Annotated in this window: 16 protein-coding genes; 7 read left to right on the forward strand and 9 right to left on the reverse strand. The window is 64.9% G+C overall.

The genetic code is table 11. The features are described 5' to 3' along the window. Positions 1-2: 2 nt before the first annotated feature. Positions 3-206 (reverse strand): DUF3073 domain-containing protein, encoded by a 204-nt coding sequence (locus HNR11_RS03575; protein WP_179441163.1) that lies wholly within the window; start codon positions 204-206, stop codon positions 3-5. Positions 207-489: 283 nt separating this feature from the next. Between HNR11_RS03575 and HNR11_RS03580 the strand changes: the two genes are divergently transcribed. Together HNR11_RS03580 and HNR11_RS03585 are read left to right on the forward strand one after the other, a co-directional pair. Then, positions 490-1,095: a methylated-DNA--[protein]-cysteine S-methyltransferase gene (locus tag HNR11_RS03580; RefSeq protein WP_179441164.1), complete on the forward strand. Its 606-nt coding sequence runs from the start codon at positions 490-492 to the stop codon at positions 1,093-1,095. A gap of 163 nt (positions 1,096-1,258) precedes the next feature. After that, positions 1,259-1,834 (forward strand): dihydrofolate reductase family protein, encoded by a 576-nt coding sequence (locus HNR11_RS03585; protein WP_179441165.1) that lies wholly within the window; start codon positions 1,259-1,261, stop codon positions 1,832-1,834. A gap of 67 nt (positions 1,835-1,901) precedes the next feature. Here HNR11_RS03585 and clpB read toward each other — a convergent pair whose 3' ends face one another. The 3 genes from clpB to HNR11_RS03600 form a co-directional block, all read right to left on the reverse strand. Beyond that, positions 1,902-4,535 (reverse strand): ATP-dependent chaperone ClpB, encoded by a 2,634-nt coding sequence (clpB, locus tag HNR11_RS03590; protein ID WP_179441166.1) that lies wholly within the window; start codon positions 4,533-4,535, stop codon positions 1,902-1,904. Between the two features lie 615 nt (positions 4,536-5,150). Next, the gene (locus HNR11_RS03595; RefSeq protein ID WP_179441167.1) at positions 5,151-5,357 is read right to left on the reverse strand and encodes a hypothetical protein; all 207 of its coding nucleotides are present in this window, start codon (positions 5,355-5,357) and stop codon (positions 5,151-5,153) included. Between the two features lie 14 nt (positions 5,358-5,371). Further along, positions 5,372-5,893 (reverse strand): hypothetical protein, encoded by a 522-nt coding sequence (locus HNR11_RS03600; protein ID WP_179441168.1) that lies wholly within the window; start codon positions 5,891-5,893, stop codon positions 5,372-5,374. A gap of 347 nt (positions 5,894-6,240) precedes the next feature. On the opposite strand from HNR11_RS03600, the gene HNR11_RS03605 reads away from it, so the two are divergent. After that, positions 6,241-6,765 (forward strand): GNAT family N-acetyltransferase, encoded by a 525-nt coding sequence (locus HNR11_RS03605; protein ID WP_343050688.1) that lies wholly within the window; start codon positions 6,241-6,243, stop codon positions 6,763-6,765. A gap of 81 nt (positions 6,766-6,846) precedes the next feature. On the opposite strand, the gene HNR11_RS03610 is transcribed toward HNR11_RS03605, so the two are convergent. Next, entirely contained in the window at positions 6,847-8,286 is a 1,440-nt protein-coding gene (locus HNR11_RS03610) for a phytoene desaturase family protein (protein ID WP_179441169.1), read from the reverse strand. Then, complete coding sequence (locus tag HNR11_RS03615; RefSeq protein WP_179441170.1) at positions 8,283-9,113, reverse strand: UbiA family prenyltransferase; 831 nt, start codon at positions 9,111-9,113, stop codon at positions 8,283-8,285. Before HNR11_RS03615 ends, HNR11_RS03610 begins: the two co-directional genes overlap by 4 nt. 308 nt (positions 9,114-9,421) lie before the next feature. On the opposite strand from HNR11_RS03615, the gene HNR11_RS03620 reads away from it, so the two are divergent. Further along, positions 9,422-9,631, forward strand: coding sequence for a hypothetical protein (locus tag HNR11_RS03620; RefSeq protein WP_179441171.1), 210 nt, complete (start codon positions 9,422-9,424; stop codon positions 9,629-9,631). A 92-nt stretch (positions 9,632-9,723) separates the two neighbouring features. On the opposite strand, the gene HNR11_RS03625 is transcribed toward HNR11_RS03620, so the two are convergent. Beyond that, positions 9,724-10,371 carry a phosphotransferase gene (locus tag HNR11_RS03625; protein ID WP_343050574.1) on the reverse strand — a complete coding sequence of 216 codons (648 nt, stop codon included), beginning with the start codon at positions 10,369-10,371 and terminating at the stop codon, positions 9,724-9,726. 211 nt (positions 10,372-10,582) lie between these two features. Between HNR11_RS03625 and HNR11_RS03630 the strand changes: the two genes are divergently transcribed. Continuing rightward, positions 10,583-11,506 (forward strand): phosphotransferase, encoded by a 924-nt coding sequence (locus HNR11_RS03630; protein ID WP_179441173.1) that lies wholly within the window; start codon positions 10,583-10,585, stop codon positions 11,504-11,506. A 58-nt stretch (positions 11,507-11,564) separates the two neighbouring features. Here HNR11_RS03630 and HNR11_RS03635 read toward each other — a convergent pair whose 3' ends face one another. Together HNR11_RS03635 and HNR11_RS03640 are read right to left on the reverse strand one after the other, a co-directional pair. After that, positions 11,565-12,059: an NUDIX hydrolase gene (locus HNR11_RS03635; RefSeq protein WP_179441174.1), complete on the reverse strand. Its 495-nt coding sequence runs from the start codon at positions 12,057-12,059 to the stop codon at positions 11,565-11,567. Between the two features lie 75 nt (positions 12,060-12,134). After that, positions 12,135-12,698, reverse strand: a complete 564-nt coding sequence (locus HNR11_RS03640; RefSeq protein WP_343050575.1) for a GNAT family N-acetyltransferase — start codon at positions 12,696-12,698, stop codon at positions 12,135-12,137. An 82-nt stretch (positions 12,699-12,780) separates the two neighbouring features. On the opposite strand from HNR11_RS03640, the gene HNR11_RS03645 reads away from it, so the two are divergent. After that, the gene (locus tag HNR11_RS03645; RefSeq protein WP_179441176.1) at positions 12,781-13,350 is read left to right on the forward strand and encodes an AAA family ATPase; all 570 of its coding nucleotides are present in this window, start codon (positions 12,781-12,783) and stop codon (positions 13,348-13,350) included. Positions 13,351-13,382: 32 nt separating this feature from the next. Then, positions 13,383-13,988: a class I SAM-dependent methyltransferase gene (locus HNR11_RS03650; protein WP_343050576.1), complete on the forward strand. Its 606-nt coding sequence runs from the start codon at positions 13,383-13,385 to the stop codon at positions 13,986-13,988. Positions 13,989-14,039 lie beyond the last annotated feature (51 nt).

Here is a 14,039-nt window from a genome sequence, read left to right on the forward strand (position 1 = left end):
GGTCAGCGCCCGTACTTATCCTCGTACGGGTCGAAGCCGCTGCTGCGCTCTTCAGTGTCCGGCCGTACTGGGCGGCTGGACGGCTCCCTGTCGCCACGGGTCTTGGCGAGCTCCCTCTCGAGAGCGGTCAGGTCGGTGTCAGGAGTGTAGTACTTGATCTCCCGAGCCTGCTTTGTAGCTTTCGCCTTCTGACGGCCACGCCCCATAAGCGAGACCCCCTCTGTCTTCTCGTGTCCCTGTGCGATGCCGGGCAGGCGCTATCGCGGGATTAGCCGTATATGAAGTAGTTCGTGATCACTAGGTTAACATGACTGGCGCTGCGTCGTCGTCCGATGCACGCTCAAGGTCAGCACGATCACATGCAGATCGGCCCTCCCCGCAGCTCAGTCATCCGGTACAACGCCGCGGCAGCGCCGTCTGTTCCGCAGCATCGACCCGGGATCCAGGCGTGAGTGGACCTTGCCCGCTGAGCGGTGGAGAATTTGGTTTATGACTGCCGCACCGCCGCTTGAAGAGTCCTACCTGCCCGAGCTTCGCTGGTGCTCGGCATCCCTGGAGGGCCTGGGCGCGATCGTGGTGATCTACTCCCCGGAAGATGACACCATCCGCGCCGCCTCGCTGGCGCAGGCCTCCGGGGACGAACCGGAGGTGGCCGCCATCGGGCGGGTGCTCCTAAAGCTGATGGACCAGCTCGAGGTGCTGGCCCCGGCCACGGCGGCCCGAGAGATGAAGCCGCTGCCGGCAGGATCAGGCCCGGTGCCCGAGGCGGTGGCGGCCTATGCCGCCGGGGATCATGCAGCACTCGACGCACTGACTGTGGTGCAGCCGGGTTCGGCCTACCGTCAGGAGGTCTGGGCCGCGATGCGCGAGGTCCCGGCCGGGGAGACGGTCTCCTACGGAGAGCTGGCGCAGATGGCTGGGCGCCCGCTGGCGCACCGGGCGGCGGCCAGCGCGTGTGCGAACAATCTGGTGGCCTTCGCAGTGCCGTGTCACCGCGTGATCCGCTCCGACGGGAGCCTAGGCGGCTACGGCTTCGGCGGCGTCGAGACCAAACGCGCCCTGCTGGCCCGCGAAGGCCTCCCCCTCCCCCGCTAACCCCTTCCTGGCTGACCCCTTCCTGGCTGGTTGAGTTCTCCGGTAGCTACGTACCGACCGGAGAACTCAACCAGCCAGGAGGATGTCCGGGGTGCACGCTTCCCTAGCCGTGACAGCCTGCCCGCCGTGGTGCAGAATCGAGCTCTTCGACTCGGGAGGTCACATGGCCAGGGAATTGGTGTGGACAGGTTTCATGACGCTGGACGGGGTCGTGGACTCCCCGGGCGGGAGCAGCGAGGGACATCCCAGCGGCGGCTGGGTGCTCGGCACCGAGTTCCTGCCGGAGGCATTCGCGCTGAAAGCCGAGGAGCTCGAAGACACCACGGCGCTGATGTTCGGGCGGCGCAGCTATGAGGCCTTCGCCCCGATCTGGGCCACCTCCGAGGATCACGCGGGTTACCAGGACCTCCCCAAGTACGTGGCCTCGACCAGCCTGGAAGAGGACGCCCTGGTCAGCAACTGGGGACCGATCACCCTGCTGCGCTCCACCGAGGACATCGCGGCGCTCAAAGACGACGACGGCGGCGCGATCTTCATCCACGGCAGCGCCGAGCTCGCGCGGAGCCTGCAGGATGCCGGGCTGATCGACCGGTACAACCTGTTGATCTTCCCGGTGCTGCTGGGCTCCGGGAAGCGACTCTTCACCGCCGAGGACCGGGAGTCGACCGCGCTGAGCCTGCGCGAGTCAGCCCACTACCCCAATGGAGTCATCAAAGCGGTCTACGAGGTCCATCACTGAGCCCCTCCCGCACCGACCCCTTCCTGGCTGGTTGAGTTCTCCGGTGGTGACGTTCCGACCGGAGAACTCATTCGGCCAGGAGGAGGGGGGACTTCGGCTTCTTGGTCACGGTCAGACCATGCACGGACTCCCCTTCCAGGGTCAGCTCCTCACGGTCCACCAGGACGGTGTCGCCGTCCTCGACCTCCCCGGAGAGCAACGCGCGGGCCAGCTGGTCACCGATTTCGCGCTGCACCAGCCGGCGCAGCGGCCGGGCACCGTAGGCGGGGTCATAGCCGGTGAACGCCAGCCAGTCCCGGGCAGCCTCGGTGACCTCCAGGGTCAGCCGGCGCGCCGCCATCCGCTCCTGAAGCAGCCCGATCTGCAGCTGCACGATCCCACTGAGCTGATCCATGCTCAGTGGATCGAACATCACGATGTCGTCCAGCCGGTTCAGGAACTCAGGCTTGAAGGAGGCATGGACCACGTCCATCACCCGCTGATGCTTCACACGAGTCTCCAGGGCCTGGTCCACCAGGAACTGGGAGCCCATATTGGAGGTCAGGATCAGCACCACGTTGCGGAAGTCCACGGTGCGGCCCTGCCCATCGGTGAGCCGGCCGTCGTCGAGCACCTGGAGCAGGATGTCGAAGACCTCCGGATGGGCCTTCTCCACCTCGTCCAGCAGGATCACCGAATAGGGACGACGCCGGACCGCTTCGGTGAGCTGACCCCCCTGGTCGAAGCCCACGTAGCCGGGGGGCGCCCCGACCAGGCGCGCCACGGAGTGCTTCTCGGAGTATTCGGACATGTCGATCCGGATCATGGAGCGCTCGTCGTCGAAGAGGAACTCTGCGAGCGCCTTGGCCAGCTCGGTCTTGCCCACGCCGGTCGGGCCTAGGAACAGGAAGGAACCGGTGGGCCGGTCCGGGTCGGAGACTCCGGTGCGGGCGCGACGGACCGCGTCGGAGACCGCGCCGACGGCCTTCTCCTGCCCGATCAGCCGGGAGCCGATGAGCTCCTCCATCTGCAGCAGCTTCGCGGTCTCGCCCTGGAGCAGCCGGCCGGCGGGGATGCCGGTCCAGGCGGAGATGACTCCGGCGATGCCGTCGGCGTCGACCTCATCGGCGACCATCTTCTTCTCCGGGGCGGGGGTGGAGGCGTCTTCCTCCTCGGCGGCGGCCAGGTCCTTCTCCACCTGCGGGATCTCCCCGTAGAGCAGCCGGGAGGCCTCGGCGAGGTCACCGTCGCGCTGGGCGCGTTCGGCGGCGGACTTCAGCTCATCCAGGGTCACGCGCAGCTCACCGGCACGGTTGAGCTCGCCCTTCTCGGCCTCCCAGCGGGCGGTGAGCTCGGCGAGCTCCTCCTTGCGGTCGGCCAGGTCCTCGCGCAGGGTGATCAGCCGCTCGGCGGAGCCGGCGTCGGTCTCGTTCTGCAGCGCGAGCTCCTCCATGGTGAGCCGGTCCACCACGCGGCGCAGCTCGTCGATCTCCACCGGGGCGGAGTCGATCTCCATGCGCAGCCGGGAGGCGGCCTCGTCGATGAGGTCGATGGCCTTGTCCGGGAGCTGCCGGCCGCTGATGTAACGGTCGGAGAGGGTGACCGCGGCGACCAGCGCGTTATCGGCGATGCCGACCTTGTGGTGCGCCTCGTAGCGTTCCTTGATCCCGCGCAGGATCGCGATCGCGTCCGGCACCGAGGGCTCGCCCACGTAGACCTGCTGGAAGCGGCGCTCCAGGGCGGCGTCGGCCTCGATGTTCTCCCGGTACTCATCCAGGGTGGTCGCGCCGATCAGGCGCAGCTCCCCGCGGGCGAGCATCGGCTTGAGCATGTTGGAGGCGTCCATGGAGCCCTGGGAGGCGCCGGCGCCGACCACGGTGTGGATCTCGTCGATGAAGGTGACGATCCGGCCTTCGGCGGCCTTGATCTCCTCGAGCACGGCCTTCAGCCGCTCCTCGAACTCGCCGCGGTACTTCGCCCCGGCGATCATCGCGCCGAGGTCCAGGGAGATCAGCGTCTTCTCGCGCAGGGACTCTGGGACGTCCCCGGCGACCATGCGCTGGGCCAGGCCCTCGACGACGGCGGTCTTGCCGACCCCGGGCTCACCGATCAGCACCGGATTGTTCTTGGTGCGGCGCGAGAGCACCTGGACCACGCGGCGGATCTCGGAGTCGCGCCCGATCACCGGGTCCAGCTTGCCCGAGCGCGCGATCTCGGTCATGTCGGTGCCGTACTTCTCCAGGGCCTGGAAGGTGTTCTCCGGGTCCGGGGTGGTGACCTTCCGGTCCCCACGCAGCCCCGGCAGCTCGGCCTTGAGCGCCTGCAGGGTGGCGCCGGCATCGGCGAGCGCGCGGCCGACCGGGCCGCCGTCGGTGGCGGCACCTATGAGCAGGTGCTCGGTGGAGACGAAGTCATCGCCGAAGTCCTCGGCCTGGGCCTGGGCGGCCTTGATGACGTTGAGTCCTGCGGGTGAGAACTGCGGGGCGGCCACGGAGTCCCCACTGGTGGCGGGCAGAGACTTGATGATGGCAGAGGCGCGTGTGCTCACGGCGTCGGGATCCGCGCCAGCGGCCTTGAGTAGCGCGACGGCCATGGATTCACGCTGATCCATCAGCGCCTTGAGGATGTGCGCCGGTTCCACCTGCGGGTTGCTCGCGGTGTTGGCGTTCATGGCGGCCGCGGAGACGACCTCCTGCGATTTGGTCGTGAGCTTGACGTCCATGTCTTCCCCTCCCAGTGCTAGGTGACGCCGGATGCACGACGACGCCGAATAAACTTGAGTCCATCCTACTCAACTTTGAGGCGAGCGGAAGTATTCCAGGAGATGTCACCTATTGGTTCGGAAGCACTCCTTCCACCCGGTTGGGCGCCCTGGGTTCCCGGCAGGGCGGCATCGTGGTTGTCTCATCCTGGAACAGGCATTGACCCCCAGCGCTACCGCTGGCGCCTGTCTTGATCTCGGCATGTAGCTTCACCGGAAGCCGCGAGGACGATAGCGGCCTCTCGCTTGTTGGCATGATCTCCATGGCGTTCTGCACCGTCGTGGGAACACTCGTCGCCCTCGGTATCACCCGCTTTGCGCGTAGCTTGAGCGAACAACGCAAGTCCGCCGCCGCTCGGCGGACACGGCTACCGTCCTCGACCAAGTGACCCATCCGACGTCGACAATACTGCCGGCTTTCCTGGCGGCTGAGTTGTCCTTCAACGCAGATTCTCCCGCATGAGCTGTCCCGAAAAACAGCGGATCTCGATGACACAAGAAACGATGGTGGTCGCTCCACCCGTAGAGGTGAAGCGACCACCATCGTTAGAAGCGATCCAAATCTGCGCTGAGTGGTTACTCAGAACTGCGCAGTGACCATCCTTGCGTGAAATTGCGTCGAATCCGCCGCAGTGCCTCGCGGCCACTCGCGGTCATCACCGTCGCACCGATCGCGGCTAAGGCTGCGCTGATGTACAACACGAAGGCCAGGTTCTCCGAGCCGGTGAGCATCCCACCGACAACTAGTAAGGCGAAGAGCAGCACGAAAAGTCCGGCTCGCATATCGATACCTCCTGTTACCAGCCCATGTAGACGGCCAGAGCACCGCCGGCTCCGGCGACACAACTGATGGCAAGACCTGGCCCGATCTTACCGCCGATGAACTTCACGAGCGCCCAGTACGAGACTCGCTTTTCCAAGATGGAGACGATTGCGTCGAAACCGATAACGCCGCCCGTGCATCCAGCGATCGTTGAAGCGATACCTCCCAGTGCACCCTTGCTGCTGGACTGGGCCTGGGCGCTGGATTCAATGCCAGCGTTCGCCGCAGAGGCTGCTGTCATTTCATCTTCCATGGACCCAGCACTTGCCAGCTGCACTTCTGAGCCATCATCTAAGACCACGACGGCATCGCCTTCCGCGTTGAATCCCAGAGCATGAGCATCCGCGGTGAGAGTCTCTTGCCCGACGGCAGTGAGATCTTCGTTGATCGCTTCACGCGCGGCGTCATCCAGGACCTGACTGTTTTCTAAGTCGGATGCAGCCTGTTCTGCAACTGATGGGACGCTCGCGGCGGCACCTGCGACCCCGGTCGCCATCAGTGATCCCGTAACAAGGAGTGCTGGAATTCCTCAAGACAGCGTCTTCATAACTCTCCGTTCCTGATACGGTCGTCGACCTCTTCGACGGCCAGGCCTTCGTCCCCGTCTGAACGACGGCTTAACACGACCAAATCACAGCTAATACACAAACTGAAGGATAGTTGCTAGATTCACACAGAATATACAGAAAAGGAATGCTTACCTTAAAGATAGCTGTCCAATATATACTAAAGAAATTCAAGTTTTAAGCAACAAGCCACATAAGGTGCCTTTGACGCACCACAGGGGGAACCATCTTCAGCCACAAACCCACGCTCGAAGGTCAGCTAGTCCGTCTGCGACCCATCCAGGGGCAAGACGCCGAGGTGATCCACCGACTGATCCACGATCCTGAAGTCGCGGTCCTGACCGGCTCGGTTCACACCAGCGCACCCCAGCCTTCATCGTGGTCGGTGGAGGCCCTTCGAGAGACCTACCAACAGTGGAGCACCTCGGAGGACCGTCTCGTGCTCGCAGTGATCGAGCGGAAGACCGAGACAATGGTCGGTGAAGTAGTCCTCAATGACTGGCACGAGGAGAACCGCTCCTGCGGCTTCAGAACCCTCATCGGTCCGGAGGGCCGTGGCAAGGGCCTCGGCACCGAGGCCACCCGCATGATCATCCGCTATGGACTGCAGTCCCTCGGGCTTCATCGGATCTCGCTGGAGGTCTACGATTTCAACCCGCGCGCTCGGCACGTCTACGAGAAGGTCGGTTTCACTCACGAGGGGACCGGACGGGACGCCTTGTGGTTCGAGGATCGGTGGGTCGACGTGCACTACATGTCGATCCTCGACACCGATATCTTCGGAGGCGCCAGCTCGCGGTGAAGCATGATTGCGAGGATCAGCTCCGCGCGTCGTCGTCGGCCTTCACGTCCCCTGGGGCAAGAGACTCGCGCCGTCGCGCCCCTAGCCCCGGCCACCACTCCCGGGCCCCAGCGTGCGAAGCAGCCCGTCCATGGTCATCATGGCTCCGCCCAGCACCGCCGGCAATCCGCCGCCGGGATGAACCGAGGCGCCTACCCGCCACAGCCATGGCCGCGTCACACTGTGCCGAGCCGGACGGTGCAGCGGCCCGCTCATCACCAGGGGGCGGATCGGGCCATACAGGGAGCCTCCGGAAGAGCCGGCGAGACTGAAATAGTTCGGATCTAGGATGGTGTACTCCTCAGCGCACGTCTCGAAGCTTCCGGGAAGCCCCACCGTGTCCCACACGCGGCGCAGTTCCCGGTCGACGAAGGCATCATCGAGGCCGTAGCGCCGCCCATTCGGAGGCGCTGTCAGCAGCACTGCGAGCGTGTCAGCGGTATTGGCGCCTGAGTCCGTCGCCGGATAGTAGTTGAGAAACGCCATGGTCTGGCCCGGCTCCCGCTGGGCCTCGAGGCTCGCGTAGAGCTCCCGTGGATCCTCGGGCAGCACCACACTGTGCTGTGGCGTGCCCTCGGGAAGGGGGCGCTTGAGCGCGGCGTACACCGCAACCGCGGAGCAGGAGAGCTTCTGCGGTGCTCGAGGTGTGCGCCCAGGCAGCAGCGCCTCGAGGCGGTGCGCCTCTATACCGCTGACCACTGCGTCGGCCCGATACTCCCGCTGAGCGGTCCTGACTTTTCCCCGTTCCAGGCCCAGGACGGGCTCATCGGTGCGAACATCGACCCCTGCGGCTCGCGCCAGACGCTCCAGGGCCCGCACCAGCTCGTAGATGCCACCTTGTGGCACCCACACCCCGTCTTGGGCCATCACCGCGGGCATGCTGGCGTAGAGCGCCGGGGTCCGGGAGGGGCCCACCCCCGCATTGAGTGTGTGGATAGCGATCACTTCGCGCAGCCCATCCGGCAGCCAGGTGAGACTGTCGAGATAGCTCCGGGTCGTGAGCCGGTGCCCATAGAGGCGCTGCATCCGAGCCAGCGAAGGGTAGGCCTCGCGCGATAGTGGCGCGGTGGTCAGCAGCCGGGTCACGTCCGGCCCGATCGGTCCGTGCAGCGCAGCGAAACGCTCCCACGCCGGGTGCCATGGGTGCCCCGGCGGCACCGGCAGCGAACAGACTTCCCCGCGGAAGTAATACTGGCCTACCTCCGACAGCCGCTGAAGATTCAGCCCTGCTGTCTCTTCGGCCGCTAAGGAGGGATCCCGGTTGGAGTCATCCAGGCGGCGCAGCAGCTCCTGCCAGACGGCAGGGAAGGTGAACAACGACGGGCCGGTGTCGATGCGTTGACCAGCGACTTCGATGCGGTGGCTCTTCCCGCCCAGCGTTGAGCCCGCTTCCAGAAGCGTGACAGCGTGTCCTGCCCAGGCGGAGAGGACCGACGCCGTCAGGCCTGCCACTCCGCCACCGACCACTACGACGCGACTCATGGGTACCACCCCAGCAGCAGCGCCGCGACCAGTTGAATACCTGCCACCGCTCCGGCGACGTAGGGAAAGGCAATGGAATACCGGTACAGACCGTGGGCGGTGCTGGTGAGGGGCGAGCGGAACAGCCTGTAGAGCAGCCACCCACTGATCAGCGCATTCACCAGCGCAACCGGAATATTGACCATGGCAAAGCCGATGGTAGCCGAAGCCCACCAGAACCCGCTCCAGAACACCGCCCCGCGCACCCCCAGGCGCACCGCGGTGGTGGTGATTCCGGCAGCCTGGTCTTCCTCGATGTCCTGCACCGCGTCATAGGTGTGCTTAGCCACGCTCCAGGCCATCAGCGCCAAGGCAGCGGCCCAGACCGGACCGGCACCCAGGGCCAGCGGCACAAAGACCATCGGCAGGGCGTAGGCGGCGTTGCTCAGCGAATCCAGATAGGGGCGGGCCTTGAATCGCAGCGGTGGCGCCGAGTAGAAGACGAACACCACCAGGTAGAGCGCGATCCACAGCAGTGCTTCACCGGGAAGTGCCCACACGAAGTACGCCAGGAACGGAAGATTGGCCACGAGAACGGCGATCCAGATCGAGGAGACCTCCGCGGCGCGAATCCGGGCGCCTTCGAAGGATCCCTTGCGCGGATTCAGCGCGTCGGTCTCTTGGTCAAAGATGTCGTTGACGCCGTAGATGAGCAGGTTGAACGGCAGCGTAAGCCATAAGAGCAGGGCCAGTGCATCCCAGTGCCATAGATGACCGGCCAGCCACATCCCCAGGACGGCGGGACCGACGGTGTTGATCCACAGCACCGGCCGGGAGATATGGAGCATTCTGTGGAAGACAGATCCAGCTTGCGAATGAGTTTCGACGGTGGAGCCCCTTCTGCCTCGTGAAACAGCTGCGCCGGAATCACCACGTACCCATGTCAGCCGGCAATCTGACTCTGTAGCGTCCAATCGCCGACGGCGGAGGGCCCACTCTCGCCATGCTACGTCAGCCGTCCCTAGGCACTTGACGGCCTACGATCACAGCGCCTGCCGCAGCAGAGGAGTACGCTCAGAATTGGACGGGTGGCGTGAAGCCCGAAGCCCTTCGCATAGAGAACTACCCGCGATGTTCGTGAGGATGTGAGGATGCCATGTCGACCCCCAGTAGCCACCAGCCGGATGCGCCCCAGGGTGCCCGTCGAAGCGTGACGCCGGACCAAGCGCAGCTGACTCCCGAAGAGAACTCCGGTAAACCTCCTCGCACGACGGCGTCGCTGCTGGCGATCTTCGCCCTGATCTGTCTGGGCCTGTTGTTCCTGCTCCTCATCGGTGAGATCGGAGTGTTCGAGATCGGAAACTGATGCCGAAGGTGGAGGGCCGGACGTCCTCCCCCAGGTGAATTCCGTCCTGGACTATTAGACAGATCGGGGCTGAGCCGCGCCGTCGGCGGTTTCTACTTGCCCGCGCAGAGCAGCGTTCGGGACCAGAGGTCCTGGTGGTGCCGGACGTACTCGGCGACGGCCCGCCAATGCGCTCCATGGCCTTTCTCGAACATGGATCCCCAAGGTTCTATGTCCGCCTCGTTCGAGTGCTTCAGGAGGTCGTACATCGCCGTCGTCCGCGCAGCCATGGCTGCGGGCAGTGCTGCGCGCAGGTCGTCTTCGGCGTCGTATCCACCGACGAATGCCGCCAACCCCGGGGCAGCCTGCTCTGGTGCCTGATCGGGGTCAGGCAGCGCAAACGCCTGCGCCGCGTACGCGAGGTCCCAGAGCCGGGTGCTCGGTGCCGCGGCATCCCAGTCGATGAAGGTCCACCGATCTCCGATGACGAGGTTCCAAGGAGCAAGATCGTTGTGGCAGATCAGTTCCTCCCCCGGTGCCGGAATCGCGGTGGTCCAGACAGCGCGGGTCTCCGGTCTGTAGGCCTGGCTGGCGTCGTGAATCGCTCGGACCATCGAACCCACCCTGGCGAGTTCTGAGTCCGTCAGCGGGGCGGAGTTGATGGCGAGTTCTCCCGGGATGAACTCGGTGACCTGCCGACCCAGCTGATCCCGACCCAAGGGTGCGGGCACATCAACACCGGTCGCAGCAAGGAAAGTCATGTACCGGAACACGCTGGGGCTGGCATCAGTCCACGGCTTACGCACCGTCTGTCCCAGGCGGTAAACCGAGTCACTCGAGTGTCCGCCAGTGAGCAGCTGCTCCTCCTCCATGGGCCGACCCTATCTCCTGGTCGTCTCCGTTTCGCCGCGAGCAGCGTCCTCATACGCGCCAAGCCGCGACGCTACCGCCACGTGCCGTAGCGTCGGCTCCATGGCGATGCACGACGACGAGCTCCGAGTCAGTGCCGACACCGCACGGCAACTGATTCTCGATCAGTTCCCGGCGTGGGGCGACGAAGCAATAGAGGAGATCCACGGGGCCGGAACAGACAACACGATCTTCAGAGTCGGAACGACCCGAGCGGCGCGGTTTCCTCGTCGACGCGCAAACGCGACGATTCTCGGCGCAGAACTTCTCCGTGAGGCCGCTGCCATGCGAGAACTTGCCGAGGTGGCTCCCGTACCGACACCCTTGCCGGTCGCGATCGGACGTCCCGGCCATCAGTATCCGTTGCCATGGACCCTCCAGTCATGGATTCCTGGCACGGTCGCGACGCCGCTGGGGTCTGCCCATTCCACGGGACTGGCCCGCCAAGTGGCCGAGCTCATCGCCACGTTCCGTGACGCCCCGACACGGGGCCGACAGTTCGCCGGCACCGGACGAGGCGGAGACCTCACCGCCTCCGACCAGTGGATGGATACCTGCTTCTCAGAGAGTGCAGGCCTGCTGGATGTTCCTCGTCTACGAGCCATGTGGGCGGAGTTCCGGCAGCTTCCCCGAGACCAACCGGATGTCATGACCCATGGAGACCTCACTCCACCCAATCTCCTCCTGCTCGAGAGTCAACTCGTGGGCGTTCTCGACGCTGGGGGTTTCGCCGCTGCCGATCCGTCCCTGGATCTGATCGTGGCGTGGCACCTCTTCGACGACGACGGCCGCACCGTTCTTCGGGATGACCTAGGGGCCGATCGGCTGGAGTGGCAGAGGGGCGCCGCGTGGGCGTTTCAGCAGGCCATGGGATTGGTCTGGTACTACCAGAACTCGAACCCCGGGATGGCTCAGCTCGGTCGCAGCACCCTCGCCCGCATCTCAGGCGACCTGGAGCTGTCTCGGACGCTCTTCGGCGCGCCCTGAGAAACTCCCACGGGGCGCCTTGCCCCCGGAGGCACCACCGGCTGAGACCCTCCAGCGACTAGAACCGGGCCGGCGCACCCGAATCGAGGGCCCACTGGATGCGCTCACGGTGACTCTCCGTGAACGGTTCCGGCAATGCGTTCGCGGGAAACCACGCGACATGCGTGGATTCGTCATCGCCAACCTGCGGAACCCCCGAGATCCACTCCAGTTCGAACGCGACATCTACGAATCGACACTGGTCCCCATTGGGGTAAACCGATGGCGGGGTCGCGGATACTCCGGCCACCCGAACGACCCGCGCTTGAACCCCAGCCTCTTCCTGAACCTCGCGCTGGGCCCCGGAGGCTGGCGAGTCACCAGGTTCAAGGATCCCGGAGATGGCGCTCCAGTGAGCGTTGTCTGATCTCTTGACCAACAGCACCTCTGGCCCCTCGAGGGCCGTCCGGGTTTCATCTTCGCGCCGAAGCACCACGCTCGTGACACCTGGAAGGAAGAGCTCCTTGTGCCCAATCTCTTCACGCAGGTCAAGTACGAAGTCGGGGGTCGCCATCGATCCAGCCTATGTCTTCGGTGTTCCAACCGGGATCGACGATCGATTCGTCGCGTGCGCGGCGGATGGATCTTCCTACAGCTGTCTCCTGGTGAACAACGTAGTCCCGCTATCAGGGTGCACTTCCCTGCGATCAGTCTCGGTAAATCCGACCTTGGCCAAGACACGGCGAGAAGCAGTGTTCCAATCCCAGACCGTAGCCCACAGCTGTTCATACCCAGAGGATCTCGCCCAGTCCAAGACCACCCACGAGGCCTCCGTCGCGTAGCCACAGCCCCAGGTGCGGCGCAGCAGCTCAAACGCCAGCTCCGGCTCACCCGCCGTGCCACGCCCGCTCGCCACCAACCCGCAGTACCCGATCACGCCCGGTACGGCCTTGCGTTCAATGGCGAGCAGACCAACTGAGGATGGCCGGTTGGCGCGGATGGAATCTTCGAGTTCATCCAACGTGGGGCGCCCCTGCGCATCTATTCGGCGGTGGGGTGGCACACGAGGATCTCGTTCGCTCCATAGTTCACGCAGGACCCCAGCCTCGCTCACCCTCCAGGGCCTGAGTCGCAGTCGAGGCGTCTCCAACAGGGGTGCACGGTCTTGGGCAGCAGCTTCGGTCATGCCAGCGATTCTTGCATTCGCTGCCATCACGGTGGCCTATCCCCGAGAGCTTCCTGCAGCACGAAGACTGCCGGGGGCGGGTTCTCACTTGCCTTGTTAGCGTGATCGCATGCCCGACCTGATACTGCTCAATGGCGCCCCGGCCAGCGGGAAGTCCACCCTGGCGCGACTATTAGCCGACGACCAAGACCTGATGCTCGTCCTGGACATCGATACGGTCCGCGGGCTTCTGACTCGCTGGGAAGCTGCTCCAACCCCCGCTGGCCACGCGGCTCGGCGTCTGGCGCTCAGCATGTGCCGAACTCATCTGTCAACCGGGAATGACGTGGTGGTGCCCCAGTTTCTTCAACGCGAGGCATTCATTCTTGAGCTCGCTTCCGTGGCAGCCGAGACGGGCGCTCGTTTCATCGAGATCTGCTTGACCAATACGCCGGAGATCGCCTCGTCGATGTTTGCTGCACGCGCCTCATCTGATGAACCGAACCATCGGGCGGCGAAGCTGCTCCAGGGGGATCCGGAAGCCGTCCCCGTCTCGGATCTCTACAACACCATGATCGGCATGCTCGCAGCCAGACCCCAGACGATCTTTGTGGAGTCGGTCCCTGACGACGTCGGACGAAGTCTTGAGAATCTGCGCACCGCGATCGACCACAGGTTCGGTCTGGAGTCGCGCTCCTGACCTGGGCGTGAGCCCGACTTAGACTTGATCGCGTGACCCACCAAAGGAGCAGCGCGGCGTATTCACGGCGCGCAACGGAGTACATCGAACGTCTTGGGCTGATGGACCCCGTGCATCCATCGGATCGCGAGCTCGTCTCCACGTGGGCATCCGGCGTCCACGAGGCCATCGACGCTGGATGCGGACCAGGTCACTGGACGAACTTCCTTGCCGAGCAAGGTGTCATTGTCCGCGGGGTCGACCTTGTTCCTGAGTTCATCGCGCACGCCCGGAACACGTACCCCGCCGTGCGCTTCACAGTCGGTGATCTCGCTTCCCTCGATGCCGCGGCCGACTCGGTCGATGGGATTCTCTCCTGGTACTCCCTCATCCACTACGAGCCGCAAGCGATTCAGTCCCCCTTGCGCGAGTTCGGGCGCGTGCTCAAGCCCGGAGGCACGTTGCTCGTCGGTTTCTTCGAGGGACCCACGGTGGAGAAGTTCGCTCACGCGGCCACGCCGGCGTACCAGTGGCCGGTCGACGACCTCGGCGCTGAGTTGCTGGCAGCTGGCTTTGACGTCCTCGAATCCCACGTTCGCAAGACCCCCGATCAGCGGCCTCACGGAGCAATCATCGCGCGGTGTCGCGGCACACGCTGAAGGGTGGCCCATCGGGTACTTGGCCCGCAATAAGTGACCCCTAGACCGGCT

The organism is Nesterenkonia sandarakina (genome assembly GCF_013410215.1).
GTDB lineage: Bacteria > Actinomycetota > Actinomycetes > Actinomycetales > Micrococcaceae > Nesterenkonia > Nesterenkonia sandarakina.

Excerpts from the sequence above, each read along its gene's own strand:
- HNR11_RS03575 (WP_179441163.1), bottom strand. The coding sequence starts at position 206 with ATGGGGCGTGGCCGTCAGAAGGCGAAAGCTACAAAGCAGGCTCGGGAG.
- HNR11_RS03580 (WP_179441164.1), top strand. The coding sequence starts at position 490 with ATGACTGCCGCACCGCCGCTTGAAGAGTCCTACCTGCCCGAGCTTCGC.
- HNR11_RS03585 (WP_179441165.1), top strand. The coding sequence starts at position 1,259 with ATGGCCAGGGAATTGGTGTGGACAGGTTTCATGACGCTGGACGGGGTC.
- clpB (WP_179441166.1), bottom strand. The coding sequence starts at position 4,535 with ATGGACGTCAAGCTCACGACCAAATCGCAGGAGGTCGTCTCCGCGGCC.
- HNR11_RS03595 (WP_179441167.1), bottom strand. The coding sequence starts at position 5,357 with ATGCGAGCCGGACTTTTCGTGCTGCTCTTCGCCTTACTAGTTGTCGGT.
- HNR11_RS03600 (WP_179441168.1), bottom strand. The coding sequence starts at position 5,893 with ATGGCGACCGGGGTCGCAGGTGCCGCCGCGAGCGTCCCATCAGTTGCA.
- HNR11_RS03610 (WP_179441169.1), bottom strand. The coding sequence starts at position 8,286 with ATGAGTCGCGTCGTAGTGGTCGGTGGCGGAGTGGCAGGCCTGACGGCG.
- HNR11_RS03615 (WP_179441170.1), bottom strand. The coding sequence starts at position 9,113 with ATGCTCCATATCTCCCGGCCGGTGCTGTGGATCAACACCGTCGGTCCC.
- HNR11_RS03620 (WP_179441171.1), top strand. The coding sequence starts at position 9,422 with ATGTCGACCCCCAGTAGCCACCAGCCGGATGCGCCCCAGGGTGCCCGT.
- HNR11_RS03625 (WP_343050574.1), bottom strand. The coding sequence starts at position 10,371 with ATGACTTTCCTTGCTGCGACCGGTGTTGATGTGCCCGCACCCTTGGGT.
- HNR11_RS03630 (WP_179441173.1), top strand. The coding sequence starts at position 10,583 with ATGGCGATGCACGACGACGAGCTCCGAGTCAGTGCCGACACCGCACGG.
- HNR11_RS03635 (WP_179441174.1), bottom strand. The coding sequence starts at position 12,059 with ATGGCGACCCCCGACTTCGTACTTGACCTGCGTGAAGAGATTGGGCAC.
- HNR11_RS03640 (WP_343050575.1), bottom strand. The coding sequence starts at position 12,698 with ATGGCAGCGAATGCAAGAATCGCTGGCATGACCGAAGCTGCTGCCCAA.
- HNR11_RS03645 (WP_179441176.1), top strand. The coding sequence starts at position 12,781 with ATGCCCGACCTGATACTGCTCAATGGCGCCCCGGCCAGCGGGAAGTCC.